This is a genomic window from Thalassospira profundimaris, assembly GCF_003326755.1.
GTDB classification, from domain to species: Bacteria; Pseudomonadota; Alphaproteobacteria; order Rhodospirillales; family Thalassospiraceae; genus Thalassospira; species Thalassospira profundimaris_B.
This window is the reverse complement of record NZ_JPWH01000034.1, coordinates 1-16,402: the sequence shown is the minus strand read 5'-3', so window position 1 is coordinate 16,402 and position 16,402 is coordinate 1. Positions and strand designations below refer to the sequence as shown.

Below are 16,402 nucleotides of genomic sequence, written 5' to 3'. Positions count from 1 at the left end.
TTACGGGGTGCTCCAATAGGGAATGCGGGAAAATTCGGGACGCTGCGAGATTTCCCGCCAGTCCCGCGCCCAGCAACAGTGATGATCATACTGATCAAAACCCAGCATTTCCACCTTTGCCCCAGCCGGTAAAGCCGCCATATAGGCCTGTGTCACATCGGGCCCCACGGCATCATCCCGGCCCCCGGCAAGGTGGAGCTGGGCAATATTGGCAATTTTCGGCGCAACATCCGCCGGGTCAATAGACCCGGAAAGTGGCGTTAACCCGTCACGTTGCGCCCAATAAGCCAAATCCAGGTTGCCCACCACGGTTACAATTCCGGTCACATCCGAACGTTCAGATGCCAGTAATACCGCCAGCGCCCCACCGCCGGAATAACCGACCAGAACGATATGACGGGCCTGAAACCGTTGTTTGAACTGGTCAAGGGCCATGCTGAGGCTGGCAACAATTTCGGGGGCATAGCGCCCGGTTGTCCAGTATTTACGGCTGCAATTTCGGCCATGTTCCGGCAGCGTATATTGGCAGGGCCGCGCCAGATACAGCACCGGCTGCGCCGCTTTGCCTGCTGAATGAATATCCTGCACGGCCATGCGCAAAGCGACCGGGTCGCTGGGTGTCGGGTCCTGTGCCGGGCGATAGACCGTCACATAGGCCAGCCCGTCCCCTTCCAGATACACAAACAACGTCTCGCCCGTTGTAACCTGCGACCAGGACGCGGCAATATCAAACAGCCCCGCCTGGACCACGCCAGATTGCCAATCGGCATTTGCAACCAGAGCAGAGCGCACCTCATGGCGTGCGGCAACGCCCCCGCACGCTGTCAGCATCAAAAGCCCGGCAAGGGCGATCATGGAACGGATCGGCGTCACGCAAATTTCTCCGCAAGGGCAGTGCGGATATGGATCATCACACTCTGCCAGTCCCCGATAGATGGCTGGCGAAACAGGCGCACCGAGGGATACCACGGGGTATCATCGCAGTCTAACAGCCAGCGCCAGTCCGGCACAAAAGGCAACATCACCCAGGCCGGACATCCCAGCGCCCCGGCAAGGTGAACCGGCGAACTATCCACCGAGATTAACAGATCCAGCACCTGCAAGATCGCCGCCGTATCTTCAAAATCGTCAATTTCTTCTGACAGGTTCAATAATTTCATGCCTTTGGGCGGCTTTTGGGCATCAACTGCGCGATCGCCCTTTTGCACGGAAACAAAAGTCACCCCGGCATCGGCAAGCGGGGCCAGTTGCGCAAAGGAAAGTGAGCGATTGGCATCATTCAAATGCGTTGGCCGCCCCGCCCAGACCAACCCCACCAGCGGGCGTGGCACATCCTTCAGGCGGTGTTGCCATTTTTCCAAGCGGGCCGGATCCACCGACAGATAGGGTATTTTCCCCGGCAGGTCCGCCATCTTCAACCCCAGGGCCATGGGCAGGGTCATAAGATGGCAATGCTGGTCAAAATCAGGCGGCAGGTCGCCTTGCAATATCACATCATCACTGGTGCCCAGCCGCCTTGCAAAACCTTCCTGTTCCGGGCGCACCTGCAATACGATGCGTGCCTGGCTGCGTTCCTTTGCCGCCTCGACCAAACGCAAAAACTGGAATGTATCGCCAAAGCCCTGCTCGTCATGGATCAGCAGGGTCTGATTGCTTAATCGCCGACCATCCCATAACGGCTTTTGCACCTTGCGATCCATATGGGTGGTATGGCCCAAACTGTAACGATATTTATATTCCCGCCAACCCCGGCCAAATTCGCCCAATAGCAGTAAAACTTCTGCCAGATCAAAACGGATTTCGAGATTGCCGGGCACCTGTTCGACCAGCATTTCAAGAATGGGACGGGCCTCTTCGGCCTTGCCCTGCTGGCGCAAGGCCAGAACCAACCAACGCCAGACATGCAATGGACCCGATTGCACCAGCATCTCGCGGCACAGGGATTCAACGGTTGCATATTCCTGTTTTTCCAGCGCGGAACGGATTTTCTGTTCCATCGCGGAACCATCGGTGGCGGCAGGCATCGGCGTCATTGCTGTTCCATCTGTCATCAGGCTACTGATCCAACAGCATAGACAATTGTCGCTATCAGCCCCGCATGCAAGCTGAAAATCAGCCCCTGAACCGATACGGGAAATACCCGACAAACATCAGGAAATGACGTTCTCTTTAACAGATTCCAATATTGCCGAAAGATACAATGCCCTGCCGGGCCATTTCTGTTCTTTCTTGCAACGTTGATAGGCAGGCAGAACCTGCAGATCGATCTGTTGCCAATAGGCGATCTGGCACAAATCAAGCAATTCATCGTCGCGAAGAGCGGGAAGCGCGAGGGCCGCCTCAAAATTCCGATCAAAGAACGATGCCGGAGACATAGTGCCGGACGGGGTCGCGGCAATTTCGGCAAGAAAAACCGCTTTTAATCTGCCTTTGCGGCTTGATTGCGCTGAATCTTTCAGACCATCAAGTTCTTGTGCATTCAACAACATCATATCGTGCCTCAATACAACGTGCATTTACCCAAAACTTCGACCATCGTGTCTTTCACCCAGGTTTCCACAATGCCCGCTTTTAGGGCGGGTTCGTGCATATATCCGCTTTTATGACCCGTCCGGCGTGATTTGGGCACAGCAGCGGCAAACCGCCCCGAACTGGCTGGCACCGTCATGTCACCTGCACCGCTTGGGGCGGCAATTTTGAAATCCGTGCCAACCCAGCCGCCAGAAATTTCCTTGTCCTCTTCACTGCCCCACAGCAAACCTTCCCGCCGATAATCCTCGGTCCTGTCCGCCGAGACATCTTTTTCACTCACATCCCGCCCCCATGACCCGAAAGGTTTCGCGCTCTCCCAATCAACCCGGTCATAGGTTTTAAGGCCCGGATCATCGCTGTAGCAAAGATACGTCACTTCGTGGAAATCGCCGGAAGAAACCAAAATGTCATGAAACAATTCAGCATCTTTATTTACCTCAGAAAAATACTGAAACCCGGATTTCGTGGGTGGCAGATCCTCCATCCCTTCCGGAAACAGCCATTCCGGATTTGCCGCCCGATACATCCGATCTTCACGACGATAGATTTCGGTATAGGGATTGCGTTTCGGCAGCTCAATAAACGGTTCGTCATCGCTAAACCACTTAACCGCCCAGTTCCGTTCCGGGTTTTTAACCGTCAGCCATTGAGCCTTACCTTCATTATCCTTGTAACGCTTGTTGGGCAGTAATTCCTGCCCACCGGGCATATGCCCCAAAATAGCCGTGACCAACTGACCCTGACGCCCCAACACCACATATCCGGCCCTTTCAAACGCACCATCAATGGGCGAAAAAATACTGAATTCAGGATGTTCAAACCCGAAATGAAAACGTTTATAGGCCGCTGCCGCGCCATCTGTTGGCATAACTGTGTGTAAAACGGCGAATATATCACCTGCCGCACCGTGGATCATGGCCGCAGACCGGGCAACAAGCCCGCCCATCGAATGGGTCAAAACAATCGCCCCGGGGCATTGTGCACCAATATCTGCCGCGCGCTGCTTTGCCTTTGCGACCCACTGCTTTATTTTATCTGCGGCATATTTTCCAGAATCGTCATTGGATGCCGACCAGTTATATCCCAACGCAAAAACCGGCATTTCCACCAGATTGAATTCCGGGTTAACCTCTTTTACAGTCAGGCTTAGTGTTTGTGGAAATTGCTGTTCCAGTTTTTCCAAGATGGATCCATAAGAACTCCAGGCGACAGATCCCCAATTTCGTTCGACCTGCGATCCCCAAAACCCATCAGAAGCATTGGAAATATTCTCATGGTCCGAATATTCCATTGGTTCAAGATAGTCTTTGTTGAATGACGCCCCACCAATAAGAGCCTTTTTTCGTGCACTGGCAGACAAAGCTACAGAAGCTCCCTCCAACGTATGATCGCCAGGCACAGACATGTCGGCGTTTTCAAAGGCTTTCCCTATCCCGGTAAAGTGTAATGGGTTAATATAAAACCCGCCTGCAAGACCGTATTTTTTTAGCATAAGAGCAACATCATCAGGATCCCACATTACTTTATCTGGATTGGCCTTCTGCCTTAAGCGCGACCCCATGATCCCGGGAATGAAAATAACGGGTACAACAACATCTTTAGGACACTGAATCAAAATACGCCTCCTCAATTAGGTTTAATATTACCCAGGAACCCCAAGAACTCTTTTTTGTCATGTTCCCAATTCCGGGCACGAATATCACCAATCGTCTCTATCGCGATAAGAGGCGTTTTGACATTCTTCTTTGGCCCCATGAAAAGCGCCTTGATCCAGTGCCGGTCAGCGCCATCCTGGGCATCCCAAATGTGTGTCATGGAACCGCGATATCCACGACCTCCGGTAATATCCTCTTGTTCAGACTGGATAATATTGGGAAACATATTGATATCCCCAACCGGGGCCAACGGTCGATCATCTGACTTTGGAGACTCCATCTTTTGCGAAAGTACCAGTTCAAATCCATGACGGCCTTTTTCAGATCCACTCAAAATATCAACGGTGAAATCATATAAATGGCGAGGATTATAACCGGAGAAAACATATCCATCATAACAAAACCCGGTTGATTTGTTCTTTTCGGTGGCAGGCTCGGCGTTCAAATTTTCGTAAAAAGTACGATATTTAGGATCAGAACCATCACCTACAATTGAGACTGATGCGTCTTGGCTGAACGATAAAACATCATCTGCAACCTTCTTTGCACCAAAAAATACTAAGCTATTATCTGAAATTCTTCTCGAGCGCTGTTCTTTCGCAACAACAAAATCCCAACCATTCACCCGCGTAGAAAAAACAGCTTCACCAAAACGTTCATGTCCATGAATATAATCCAGCGCCGAACCCTGAAAATTGCGTTCGATATGCGGGTATTGCCAGTCAATATTCGTGGCCGGGTGGAACGAGGGTTTCAGCCCGGGCGGAATTTTTAAAGAATGATAGCCAACGCAATAATCACGCCAGTCGCTGGTATCCACTTTCACATCATCAATATTGATCGTATCCACGTCCGCCTCCTGTTTACAGGCCATAACCAGCGTGCAAAGCACGAGCATGAGAACTTTGCGACTATGTAAAACCAGTTTTTCAAACACGTCGGATGATCCTGCCTGCGTTGGGGTTTGCTGTTAGCGCAACAAATGTGAGGTCTTTGGCAAAAAACTGCTTTCCGTTTTCCGGCGTTAATATGGCGGGAAGCTGGTTCAGGACGGATGGCTCCCAGAACCGGAAATAAAACCATTTTCCGCTTTCATCCTGAATACGGACAAACTTGCGGAAATGCCGCCAGATATCCTCGAACCCCATGCGGGAGCGGATGTAAATTCCCGGCTCCTTGTGCCACAAATGGGCGGTTGTCATGCTCTCGGGCAGTTTGGGATTATAGGTCAATAACCGGCGCGTCATATCAGCGGACGGATCAAGCTCCAGCAGTAAAGGTGCGACATCTTTAAGGTCCTGCGCGGCCTGCCCTTTAAAAAGACATCGATAACGCAAACCGCATTCCGCGATCTCGTCAAAGCCGGATTGCAGTTTGGCGGCGTCTATGACCGCATAGGTCCGCATCACGGGAACCTGTGCGACATCGCCATCATCTTCAATCGCGGAGGAATCAGGTTCCGGCTGCCCAAATAGCGGGTCAAGCAACATCTTCGGGACGTTTTTAACCGGCCAAGCCCCAAACTGGTCGTCCAGTGGGGCTGTATCGGCAATGTCTTCGTAAACGAGGTAATTTTGTTCTGTATCTAGCCCAACCCCGACATTGTGAAAATTCAGCGGGCCAAATTCAACAGGATGTCCGGCATGTACCGCACGGGCCAGAACACCAATCCGGCTTTGTTGATCTCGATGACGGCGCAGATAATGCGGGGCGCTAAGACCTTCTTCCACCCACAGTAAACTCAGGCCTTGCGCCTGAAGGTGTTCTTCAAGACGGGCGTGAAAAACGTCAAAACCATCGGCCCAGACGGCGACCTGACAGCAACATTCTCGCTGCCCGTCGATCTCTTTTAGATGACAATCCCCAATCCAGGCCTCGGATACAGACATCACGTCCACCCAACCTATGACAGAATCACGTTCCCTAAATCGTCAAATCACCGTCAAATTTGTTCGTCCAGTTGACCCGTTTTTGGGTCAGGGCTTTACCTTTGCCGTTGGCGAGCCCGAGGTAATGGTGCCGCCACAGCTAATGGCGCAGCCGACATAGGCAATCGGCTTGCCATTATCCATCGACTGGCTGGATCCCTGGGTGATGGTGCCACCGCAACTGCATTTATCGCCCACACGGGCCACCGGCTTGCCATCCACCAACGACTGCCCGCCCGCCGAAATGGTGCCGCTGCCATGTTTGGAACAATCCACCTTGTCGCCAACCCGTGCTACCGGTTTCATGGCTTACTCCTCCGCGGCTTTTTTGGCGCATTCTTCGCAAATCGGCAGACCTTCGTTGGCGGCCATCGAAAGCGTCGGCACCTGGGCGGAGCCTGATCCGCCCATCGACACCGCACCCTTCAGGTTGATTTTCGGCGCTTCAAGCGTGATGCCCGATGAATCCAGGGTGATTTTGCCGCCAGGCCCCTTGATGATGAATTTTTCAAACGCCATCAAGGTATGGGTGCCGGTATTCGTCGTGATGGTTTTACCCACATCCATCTTGTAGGTTCCAGCGACCGAGCCCTCGTAGTTGCGGCCGGTTTCGTAAAGATGGTCGGCATAGATCGACTGTTTGTGAATATTGCCCACCGTATGGACGTGATCCTTGCCGTATTTTTCCTGCTGGTTACGGCCAACAGAATAGGTCATGTCATTACCGATATTTTCGGTATGATCGTTTTTGACATTGATGGTCTTGTCGTTACCGATGCTTTCGCTCTGATCATGGGCAACGGTTTTGGACCGGTCATTACCGATCTGGTGGGTTTCATTGTTTTCAATGATGGTATTGTGGTCTTTCTGCGCGTGCATAAAGACTTCTTCACGCCCCGCCTCGTCTTCAAAGCGCAGTTCGTTATAACCCTCCCCCTTGTGGGTTTGGGATTTGATTGTCATCCGGGTTTTATTTTCCGGCAGGCCATAAGGCGGGCGGTTGGTGGCATGATAGGTGCGGCCGGTAACAATCGGCTGGTCCGGGTCGCCTTCCAGATAATCGACAATCACTTCATGGCCGATACGCGGGATCGCCATGTGCCCCCAGGCCCCCCCGGCCCAGTTCTGGCTGACACGGATCCAGCAGGATGAATTTTCGTTCTTTTCCCCATGACGGTCCCACGGAAACCAAACCTTGATGCGGCCAAATTCATCACAGTAAATTTCCTCGCCTTCCGGTCCGGTCACATGCGCGATCTGCGGACCATCCACCAGCGGCTTTTGCGCCAGCGGCGGACGATAGGGCAAATGGCCCGGCATGGTGGTGAAACTGGCCTTGTAGGTGGTGGCCCCACTGCCCGCATCCTCTTCAAGGGCGGCGGATTGTGTGCCGCTATGCTGGACCGACAAAATACGATGGCGGCCATTGGCGCTGGCATCGTCATGGCCGGTCAGCTCGAAATGAAAACCGGGGCAAAGCTGGATATTGCTGGTCTGGCCGTGGCCGGTGGTGGCATCGACCCGCACACTTTCAATCCGGTGTTTGGTAAAATCGCTGCCAACACGCGGGTCCTTGTAACGACCGGGGTAATCATACAGGGCATAATCCGCCTGCAAGCCGTTATTTTCCTGCGCGGCCTGATTACGGCGCTGATTGGCAGGCGGGTTTTTAAAGGTATAGTCGTTCATCTCGTAGCTGGACGAACGCAGCTTTTCACGCTGGGAAAAGGCACTGATCCAGCTACCGCGATTTTGCCCGCCAGGACGGGAATTATATTCGATCTTGCCGGCATTCGGCAGCATTGGCGTTGCTAGCGGCGCGTCGGTCAGGATCAGCTTGTGGCTGTTTTCAGAATGTTCAAAATAATAGAAAATGCCCTCTTCCGACAACAGGCGTTCAATAAAAGCGCGATGGGTTTCCCGGTATTGGGTGCAATATTCACGCGGGGCATGCTGACCATTCAGGCGCCATTCCACATCGGTAATGCTGTATTCCTTGAACACCTCGGACACGATCTCGGGCACGGTTTTGGTTTGCCAGATGCGGCTGTCCGATCCGTGATCAAGGCGGCTTAATGTCGGGCGCAGGGTAACGGAATAAAAGGTGCGGCGAATGCCGCTATCGCCCCGTTCCACCTCGGTTACGATCCCGTGCAAATACCGCACTTCATCATATTTATTATAAATGCCCAGGCATCCCGGCGCATCGATCAGGGAATGCAGGTCTATCGCCGGGTCGGGAGAGGCGAGATTGATGGAAATCTCGAACGGTGCATTAATGGTTTCGCGTGCTTCAAAGCCAACCACGGAAAAATCACCGACCGCACCGGTAAAGGCGAATGCCAGATCCTGGTCCTGCGATAAAAACCGTTTTGCCAGCCCCGAGAGGGTTTCTTCCGAAATGATATGATTCATGGTGCGCCTCTTGCTGCGAACGCGATTACATTAAAACACCCCAACCGGGAGATCCTTTAAACCAAAAGAACCGGTTTTCACCCGGAAGCTGCAACCCTGACGTGCGGAAGTGGCAAAAACGTGGCCGAATGACAAAAAATCCTGCCAGCCCTTGTACACAACCGCACAAACAGAGGAAGCCGGACCCGATAAACAGGTCCGGCAGGTCTGGTTGGGAAAAACAGACCTTAAGCCTGGACAGGGGCGCGCCAGTCGTCGGAACCGGAAGTCCCGGCAACCACGTGTTCCCACATGATTTTACGATAGGTCATTTTGATATCGACCAGCTGGGTGAAGTCCTTGGTGGCCGGATCTTTGGCATGCGGCATGGCGCAGTTGATATCAACGATCAGGGCTTCTTCAAACGAAGTGGTGAAGAAGTGAACCTGCTCGGATGCCTGGGTGCGGTACCATTTCAGTTCAACCTTCGGCAGCAGCTCGCCGGTGACAAGGGCGTTATACATCAGCGGAACAGCCTTGTTCAGGGTGCAGGTGAAGGTCACCGGCTGATGAATACGGGTGCCAGTCGGATTACCCGACTGCGGGTCACGCGGCGTGATCACGGAATGATCAAAAGCCTGAACCATGATTTCATCTTCATGGCCGGCCTGCCATTCGTTGGTGATACTGTCAAAGGTGGTGGCACCCTGGGTGATCAGGCCCTGGGTTTCGCCTTCGATGGTAAGATATGCTGGCATCGGCATAGGAAAATCTCCATTAACAAGTTGGACAAATCGTTTCACCGCGTTCGGTGTGAAAGAACCATGCCTCAACCCATTGAGCAGCGTCTGCCCGAAATTTCACAAATTTCGCATTTTTTTCATTTCGGAATAACTTATTGATAATATTGATTAAAACAGGGTTTTCACCAATTCAAATTTTGAAATATCGGGCGGATTTCCGCCCGCCCGAGCGGAAATCCGCCCGCACGCCGTAATTGAGGGCCTTTTTCAGTACCATTTGAAAGCGCAATGACACTGTGATTCGCACAGCCCCAAAAAACGAAATCCCGCTTCATATTGCAAAGCGGGATACGGTCGACATTGACAGCATGCACATGACTATGAAGCCGACAGATCAGCATGCCTTTTCATCCATGCAGCAGCCTGATCATGAATGTCTGACGGAAATTTCTTGCGCCCCTGAATTGAACGCTCCCACCACTTATAGGTATTCAACAAATTCAAATCTTCGTAACTGAAGTCTTGCCGCCCAAGCAACAATGAACGCAGTTTAAAGGCGAGATTCAAATTTGTTAAAACAGCCATGTTAATTACGTCACCAATACCAAACATCTTTCTTTTCGGCGGATTGTGACCAAGAAACAATTTGACAAAAACCGCTTGGTCCGGGCGGTTGGCCTCAATCAAGCTTTTCACTCTATCATCACTTTGATAACTTCCGCCGATAGACAATATCCACAACTTACCCCGTTCCCAAGTGTATATTGCGCCAATATCCATATTTACGATTAAGCCCCGCGGTTTGCGATAAAAAAACACTCCCAAAAACGACACCAAAGTCCAGGCAAGAAGTACAACATCCATTAGATAGTTTGAAAGATTCATATCGATAATCTGAAGAAAATATTCAAATCGCGAAGTTGAACTCGTGCAACCATAATAATGGTCCTTCAAGCAATATTTTTCGTACCCAATTGTCCATAACTTCGATTCCCCCCATAAATAGCCCCTCCCGTAACGATCAAGAAACGAATCACTAAAGGTTTTACCCTCATCAAGTGAAAAAATGCCAATGTCAGGTTTGTATGGGGAAGGGTTCACAACATATACGTAATACATCAAGACCGGATAGGAGAAAAGAAGAGAGAGAAAAACTAACTTGAACCTCTTAAAACCAACCTCATCCAACACGAAACATCTCATATATACATTCCGTTTTTCAAAATTTCTTCTTTAACCTTACGGCACTGTCAAGATCGGAAGAGAGCAAAGAGAAACGTACCGGTTAAATGAAAATAGTATTATTTTCGTAATGCAACATTGATTATACTGAATCGTCGATTACTGGAAAACCACAGCACTTCATGTCATAACCCTTTATTCGCGTAGTCGCCTATCTGGATTTTTATCCATCCGGGTTTGGGAGCCCATTATTAATCAAAACTTTGTTTATCACGCAGATTTTTGGCATATTTCAACTTCCAGTCCGTTGCCTTGGAATCAATATTCTTGGGCAAACTCGCCACACCAAATAGCGAGCTTTGCCACCATTTTAGTGGCATGTGATCGGGCGCATTTGCGATGCGGTCGTCGCCAGGTTTCCCTGCCAGGAAATGTTGAAGGGCCGCGCCAAGCTGTTTGCCATATTCATCGCAGTCCGGCGGATAGGCGCCTAACGCAAATTTACGTTTTTGCGGTGGTTTTCGCGCATTTCGCAGCCAGACCGTCATCGGTCCACTGCTGTTAAACCGACCGGAAAGCGGATCCCATTCACCGCGATAAACAAAGTCAAAATCCGCCGCCGGGAGGATCCAGAATTTACCGGCAGAAACCCCATAAACGGCACCAATCTTGCGGTTAAATCGCACAGGAGCCGGACGTCGCATGAAGAACCAGGCAAAAGCGCAGATCGCGACCAAGCCGAGTGCGAACATGGGGACGATATAAGACTTGGGACTGGCGTGAAATTGCAGGACAATAAATTCAAACGGTGTGGTATCGCCTGAACAGCCAAAATAGTTTTTTGTCAGGCACTGGTTTGCATAAGTCTGCGCCCAAAGCGAATCTTCACCCCATAAATAACCGCGTCCGATTTTACCGAGAAAATTATCAATCGGAGTTGCCTGCCCCATCACATAGGGCAAAAATAACCACCACAAGGTCGCAAGCCATGTTGCGAGGGCAACAAGACCTGCGGCCATTTTCCAGCGACCGAACGAATACTGGGCCACATCAATCACATCCGCATGCGGACGTGCCACACCGTCAAGCCCGGATGCCGGTTTATCAGACAAAGACACCATTAAAGATGCCCTTCCCCGCTAAGACGTGCCGTATAGGTTTGGCCGGTTTCACCACGGGTATATTCCGCACGCACAAAATCGCCCGTATCAACCGGCCCGTAATAATACCCGGTCATGGGCGTATGACGTTGCTGATCGGGCCCTGCGGGCGGATCAATTTTAACGACAATTGTCGAAGACCCCGCCATTGCATCAACATGGATCTGCCCGCTGTCATCGCCACTGATTTCCCCGTTGGACAAATCATAGCTCAAACGCCACGAACGGCCATAAAGCTCGCGGATACTCAAATCGAGTGTACCGGGCGTTTCTTCGGTAAAGGCCGGGCTTTCAATGACAAACATGCCATCGTCGGCGGTTTTATTCTCAATCGTCATGGTCCAGAGCAAATCTTCAAACCAGTGGATTTCCTCTTCAAGATGCTGTTTCCACGGCCCCGGCAGATTACGGGTTTCCTCGATCAGTTCCTGAGGTGACGGTCGAACCTGCAATTCCCAATAGGGCGCATGACTGCCCCAGAAACATTTGCGCACCACATCCTCGATATCGGAATAGGCCAAAAACGTAACGCCAAGCCCGACCAGCAGCACAACCGCCCCAAGCCAGGCGGTCGCCGGAAACAGCATCAGCACCGTCCCGATCAGCATGGCGGAATTGCCAATGATTTCGGCGGGGTCATCGCGCTCGACCCCCCGATAAATGCCGCCTACCGACATCACCAGGCCCAGGCAAATCGAAACACGCGGCAGCCAGGTCGTCACCACACGCCCGATCCCGGAGGCAGAGGCCAGACGCGGCGCATAAATAAGATCGTCCGCGCCTTGCGGAATGGCCTTTTTATACAAGACCTCCAGCGCGTCCTGGGTGATCTGCTGGGCGGGCGCGACCATTTTCATGGTTTTGGAGGCTAGGCCCAGCGACGCATCCGCCACCCCGATTGCCGTTGCCGTCAGGGTAAATTCCTTGCTGGTCAGAAAGCCTGTCATTGCCCCCTTTTCAAAAAGCTCGTTGGCCTTTTTATGGGCGGTTGCCGTTTCAACCAATGCCCAGGCGCCGAGCAACACGCCAATTCCGGCGGTTCCGGTTTCAATCGATCGAATGGTACGATCCGCCCGCAAACCGCCAACCAGCTCCAGCTTGCCGTTCATTTCAACGGCCGGGATGTCCACCGTTGGCATCCTTGTATCAAGGGCGGACATGTGCAATTGCCCTGTCGGGCTAATACCGGCCAGAAGATCTTCCACCTGCGCGTCATCAAAGGCACCTTGCAGGAACTTCACGGCATCGACATAGGAAACCGTGCGTTTGGTCAGCATAATTGTGCCGGTTGACGACCGACGATAGGCATTAGACACGGCATTGCGAAATTCGTCCCCCTCCAGCACCGCCCGCTCGGCGGCAACCTCAAGCGCGATCGCTTCCAGGGTAATATCAAACGAAAACTGCCAGTTCCGGATGCGTTCAAACACGCCGGGGCTAAATCCGCTCCAGGCTTTCATGAACAGGCGCAACGGTTTATTCAGGGACGAGCCACTATTCTGGTCGGCATCGGGAATATCCTCTGCCCCGCCAAGCCCCTTGCGAATGGCAATATGCCCCTTGGCCGTCGCCCCCAGACCGGCAAGCGCACGCCCCAACAACAGGGACGCATAACCCACGGCATCCGGGTCATTTTGCTGTTCAAAGCCAAGTGTTAAATGCTTGCCAAGATGATGGTCATTTTCATTACCAATGCTGAGATTGATCGCTGTGACCAGTTCGTCCAGCGTATTGTCAATTGCATCAATGATCGATTTCAGATTCTGATAACTCACCTCCCAGCCATCGGCAAAGGCGGGATCCTGAAACTGATACCATTCATCCCGCTTGGGAACCTGGTCTTTCACCGCCTCGCAAAACCGGCCAATCGTTAACGGATAAACATTGGCATTGGCGAAATTCTGCTTGTGCTCGATTTTCGCGGCATAGCGAAACTGCATTTCCAGAATATCACCCAGCGGATCATGCAGGGCCGCAACAATGGCACATTCATCCGAAATTTGCGGCGGGGTTGCCGTGGCAAATTTGGTTTGCGACAGGCTTAAACGGGCGGCCAGCGTCGGGTCTGTGCGCAAGGGTGTTGGTTTATATTCCTCCACCAGTTCTTCGGCCCTGCCAATATAGGCCGCCCACTGGTTTTGCCCGCGCAAATTAACCGGCTGCATGATCTGCTGGCGGAAACTTTCCTGATGGCCTTGCCGGAAAAATGACGGCGGCCAGCGATATTCGCTATAGGCCAGCCACACCTTGCTGGCCCATTTCGGCACCCAGATGGTTTTGCTGGCCGGGGTGGAACTGTCATATTTCCAGGTATCGGCGCCGTAATTATCCGTCCACTCATATTTGGTGAAGCTGTAATCGGCACGATGGTAGCTGTCGGTATCACTAGGAACGAAGTCGCCATTAATATCCTGGCCCTTGGTGTCATAGCGAAACACATACCAGGCGCCAGGCCCCTTGCGGTCGCTGGCGTCATCGGTTTCCTGCGGGTTTTCGACATACACATAAACAAACCCGCGCCTTAGCGTGCGGATGATATATGATCCCGGATTGCCGATCGAGGTCGGTTCCTGCACACCTTCAAGGTCATAGGGCAACAGTGAAAACCGCACCGGCAGAATGGGAATACTGCTCCGCTGGCAGGGGAAAAACGTTTCTTCTGAATCTGCATTCGCAGAAAAATCACCATATTCCATGTCGTTTGCTCGCTTTTTTGTGTTCCAACCGGGCTTTGCCCCGATGCAGTTTAATCTGCACCTTCATTGTCTTTAATTTCGCCCGCAAGGGCGTGGATCAGTGTGTTTTCTTTTGTTGAGACCGCAACCATTCTTCCGCACGTTGATCAATATCCTCCGGCAGTTTCTTCCGACCCAAAACAGACCGGTGCCACCAGCGATATTTCAGATTTTTCGGCCAGCCGCGTTCGCTATCCTCATAAGTACCCAACATGAATTCATGCAGTATTTCGCCCAGGAATAGGCCATATTCTTCACCAGGAAAGGGATATATTCCAAGTCTGAAAGTTTTTCTCTTCTTCAGATTTTGCGATGATCTTAATTTTATATCCATTGGGCCGTTAAACCCACCGCCATTCCAAACATCCCGGCTCAACTGGCAGCTGTAATCAAATATGTATAGAGGATGTATCCAAAGCTTTCCCCGATGCCACGTATAAATAGCACCGAGATTACGATTAAAGCGCACGGGAGCCGGACGGCGCAGAAAAAAATAACCGAAGCTAAGACAGCCCCAACCTAAAAAAAAGATACATATATCGAAATATGTCCTCGGGTGCCGTTTCATCTGAAGCAACATAAACTGGAAAGGCGTCGTATCTTTGGTGCATCCATAAGACTCATCTTGAACACACCCCTTCAAATAAGTACGCTGCCAAGACTCATGATGCCCCCACAAATATCCATAACCAAAATAACCCAGAAAATATGCTCTATCCTCCCACGCGCTCATTTCCTGATCCTGATCATATGTTCCCGCTTCATCATTCTTTTCATAAGGTTGAAAAAAATAAATCAGGGTAGAGGCCATGATAAAAACTGCTGTGAACCCAGCAACAAATTTTAAACCATGAAAAAAACGCTCGACATCCGCTATTCCTGATGCACGAAGCGCGATCCCCAGATAAATGGCATTTGACTTTTCTGTCGTCATCAAAAGTTCCTAAAATTCTCCAGATAGGCAAAGCCAAAAGGTTACAAATATTTATGTTTCTTGAGCCACTTTTCGGCGCGGGCATCAATATCGTCTGGCAGTTTTGCCACAGGGAAAATAGACCATTTCCACCATGCCAGAGGTAATCGTTTAGGCGCATTTTCAATAATGTCCGGCGTTCGCGATGTTTTCAGGAACGCAGTGATCGCTTTTCCCAAAACCTGGCCATGTAATCGATCCCAATGCGGATAACCGCCCAGTTTGAATTTACGCGTCTCGTTCGGGTTTTTCGCGTTCTGCAGGCGAACAACCATTGGACCACTGGTAAAGAACCGGCATGACAGCGGGTCCCATTCGCCTCTATATGAAAATTCAAATTCAGAAGCCGGCAAGATCCAGAACTTCCCCAGGCCCCAGCCATAAATAGCACCAATTTTCCGATTAACTCTGAACGGAGCCGGACGACGGATAAAAAAATAAAAAAAAAGCCAATAATATAATAAAGGCACCAATAATTGTTATAATATAGTGCTTCGGATCGTCATAAAATTGAATGACAACATATTGCAATGGCGTCGTCGTATTTTTACAAGCCAAGATATGATTTCGCAAACAATCATTCAAATAAGATTCTCTCCAACTTTCATCCACCCCCCACAAATATCCACGCCCTAAAAGACCTAAAAAATGATCAATCTGTTCAAATCCGCCGTTTAGATAAGGTAGAACCGCATATCTTACAGTACTGATCCAAGTAGCAACTGCGGTAATACCCGCAATCATTTTCCGACGACCAAAATCATATTTCTCTACATCAACAATATCCTGGGAAATACGTGATATCCCTTCAAATTGAGACGCGTTAAAATATTTTTCCAGCGTTATGCCCAACCCTGATTTCTTTGATTTTAACATATTGGACTTATGACACCTTTATGCTCAAAGAATTATCCATGCGGAGACAAAAACCCTACAATTACTATATTCCGATCTCATGCCTCATTTTTTCTGATGTAATCGCAACCACTCTTCCGCACGTTGATCAATATCCTCCGGCAGTTTTGCTACTGGAAAAACGGCCCATTTCCACCATGTCAGGTGTAATTTCTTAGGCGCATTTTCAATAATGTCCGGCGTTC

General features: G+C 50.9%; 15 protein-coding genes. All 15 read right to left on the bottom strand.

All coding sequences use genetic code 11. The features are described from left to right. The 15 genes from TH25_RS22810 to TH25_RS22735 all read right to left on the bottom strand — a co-directional run bounded on the left by TH25_RS22810 (nt 1) and on the right by TH25_RS22735 (nt 16,178). On the bottom strand, nt 1-873 hold the full coding sequence (locus tag TH25_RS22810) for an alpha/beta hydrolase family protein (RefSeq protein ID WP_114090569.1): 873 nt from the start codon (nt 871-873) through the stop codon (nt 1-3). Then, the gene (locus tag TH25_RS22805) at nt 870-2,051 is read right to left on the bottom strand and encodes a tetratricopeptide repeat protein (RefSeq protein ID WP_220151487.1); all 1,182 of its coding nucleotides are present in this window, start codon (nt 2,049-2,051) and stop codon (nt 870-872) included. Before TH25_RS22805 ends, TH25_RS22810 begins: the two co-directional genes overlap by 4 nt. A gap of 99 nt (nt 2,052-2,150) precedes the next feature. Next, nucleotides 2,151-2,492, bottom strand: coding sequence for a hypothetical protein (locus TH25_RS22800; RefSeq protein WP_147253076.1), 342 nt, complete (start codon nt 2,490-2,492; stop codon nt 2,151-2,153). An 8-nt stretch (nt 2,493-2,500) separates the two neighbouring features. Continuing rightward, nucleotides 2,501-4,147, bottom strand: a complete 1,647-nt coding sequence (locus TH25_RS22795; protein ID WP_147253075.1) for an esterase/lipase family protein — start codon at nt 4,145-4,147, stop codon at nt 2,501-2,503. An 11-nt stretch (nt 4,148-4,158) separates the two neighbouring features. Beyond that, nucleotides 4,159-5,124, bottom strand: a complete 966-nt coding sequence (locus TH25_RS22790) for a hypothetical protein (protein ID WP_114090564.1) — start codon at nt 5,122-5,124, stop codon at nt 4,159-4,161. Further along, nucleotides 5,117-6,076 carry a DUF4123 domain-containing protein gene (locus TH25_RS22785; protein ID WP_114090562.1) on the bottom strand — a complete coding sequence of 320 codons (960 nt, stop codon included), beginning with the start codon at nt 6,074-6,076 and terminating at the stop codon, nt 5,117-5,119. The genes TH25_RS22790 and TH25_RS22785 overlap by 8 nt, the downstream gene beginning before the upstream one ends. Nucleotides 6,077-6,163: 87 nt before the next feature. Continuing rightward, on the bottom strand, nt 6,164-6,421 hold the full coding sequence (locus TH25_RS22780) for a PAAR domain-containing protein (RefSeq protein ID WP_114090561.1): 258 nt from the start codon (nt 6,419-6,421) through the stop codon (nt 6,164-6,166). Nucleotides 6,422-6,424: 3 nt separating this feature from the next. Then, nucleotides 6,425-8,530 carry a type VI secretion system Vgr family protein gene (locus TH25_RS22775; RefSeq protein WP_114090560.1) on the bottom strand — a complete coding sequence of 702 codons (2,106 nt, stop codon included), beginning with the start codon at nt 8,528-8,530 and terminating at the stop codon, nt 6,425-6,427. Between the two features lie 227 nt (nt 8,531-8,757). After that, complete coding sequence (locus TH25_RS22770) at nt 8,758-9,273, bottom strand: Hcp family type VI secretion system effector (RefSeq protein WP_114090559.1); 516 nt, start codon at nt 9,271-9,273, stop codon at nt 8,758-8,760. 357 nt (nt 9,274-9,630) lie between these two features. After that, nucleotides 9,631-10,443, bottom strand: a complete 813-nt coding sequence (locus tag TH25_RS22760) for a hypothetical protein (RefSeq protein WP_147253074.1) — start codon at nt 10,441-10,443, stop codon at nt 9,631-9,633. A 242-nt stretch (nt 10,444-10,685) separates the two neighbouring features. Continuing rightward, entirely contained in the window at nt 10,686-11,555 is an 870-nt protein-coding gene (locus TH25_RS22755) for a hypothetical protein (RefSeq protein WP_114090555.1), read from the bottom strand. Then, a complete protein-coding gene (locus tag TH25_RS22750) occupies nt 11,555-14,290 on the bottom strand; it encodes a toxin VasX (RefSeq protein WP_114090554.1) in 2,736 nt (911 codons plus the stop codon). Before TH25_RS22750 ends, TH25_RS22755 begins: the two co-directional genes overlap by 1 nt. A 97-nt stretch (nt 14,291-14,387) precedes the next feature. Next, nucleotides 14,388-15,263 carry a hypothetical protein gene (locus TH25_RS22745; protein ID WP_114090552.1) on the bottom strand — a complete coding sequence of 292 codons (876 nt, stop codon included), beginning with the start codon at nt 15,261-15,263 and terminating at the stop codon, nt 14,388-14,390. A 41-nt stretch (nt 15,264-15,304) separates the two neighbouring features. After that, complete coding sequence (locus TH25_RS22740; protein ID WP_147253073.1) at nt 15,305-15,655, bottom strand: hypothetical protein; 351 nt, start codon at nt 15,653-15,655, stop codon at nt 15,305-15,307. A gap of 49 nt (nt 15,656-15,704) precedes the next feature. Continuing rightward, nucleotides 15,705-16,178, bottom strand: a complete 474-nt coding sequence (locus tag TH25_RS22735; protein WP_114090550.1) for a hypothetical protein — start codon at nt 16,176-16,178, stop codon at nt 15,705-15,707. Between the last annotated feature and the right edge of the window lie 224 nt (nt 16,179-16,402).

Excerpts from the sequence above, each read along its gene's own strand:
- TH25_RS22805 (WP_220151487.1), bottom strand. The coding sequence starts at position 2,051 with ATGACAGATGGAACAGCAATGACGCCGATGCCTGCCGCCACCGATGGT.
- TH25_RS22800 (WP_147253076.1), bottom strand. The coding sequence starts at position 2,492 with ATGATGTTGTTGAATGCACAAGAACTTGATGGTCTGAAAGATTCAGCG.
- TH25_RS22785 (WP_114090562.1), bottom strand. The coding sequence starts at position 6,076 with ATGTCTGTATCCGAGGCCTGGATTGGGGATTGTCATCTAAAAGAGATC.
- TH25_RS22780 (WP_114090561.1), bottom strand. The coding sequence starts at position 6,421 with ATGAAACCGGTAGCACGGGTTGGCGACAAGGTGGATTGTTCCAAACAT.
- TH25_RS22775 (WP_114090560.1), bottom strand. The coding sequence starts at position 8,530 with ATGAATCATATCATTTCGGAAGAAACCCTCTCGGGGCTGGCAAAACGG.
- TH25_RS22770 (WP_114090559.1), bottom strand. The coding sequence starts at position 9,273 with ATGCCGATGCCAGCATATCTTACCATCGAAGGCGAAACCCAGGGCCTG.
- TH25_RS22755 (WP_114090555.1), bottom strand. The coding sequence starts at position 11,555 with ATGGTGTCTTTGTCTGATAAACCGGCATCCGGGCTTGACGGTGTGGCA.
- TH25_RS22750 (WP_114090554.1), bottom strand. The coding sequence starts at position 14,290 with ATGGAATATGGTGATTTTTCTGCGAATGCAGATTCAGAAGAAACGTTT.
- TH25_RS22745 (WP_114090552.1), bottom strand. The coding sequence starts at position 15,263 with ATGACGACAGAAAAGTCAAATGCCATTTATCTGGGGATCGCGCTTCGT.
- TH25_RS22735 (WP_114090550.1), bottom strand. The coding sequence starts at position 16,178 with ATGTTAAAATCAAAGAAATCAGGGTTGGGCATAACGCTGGAAAAATAT.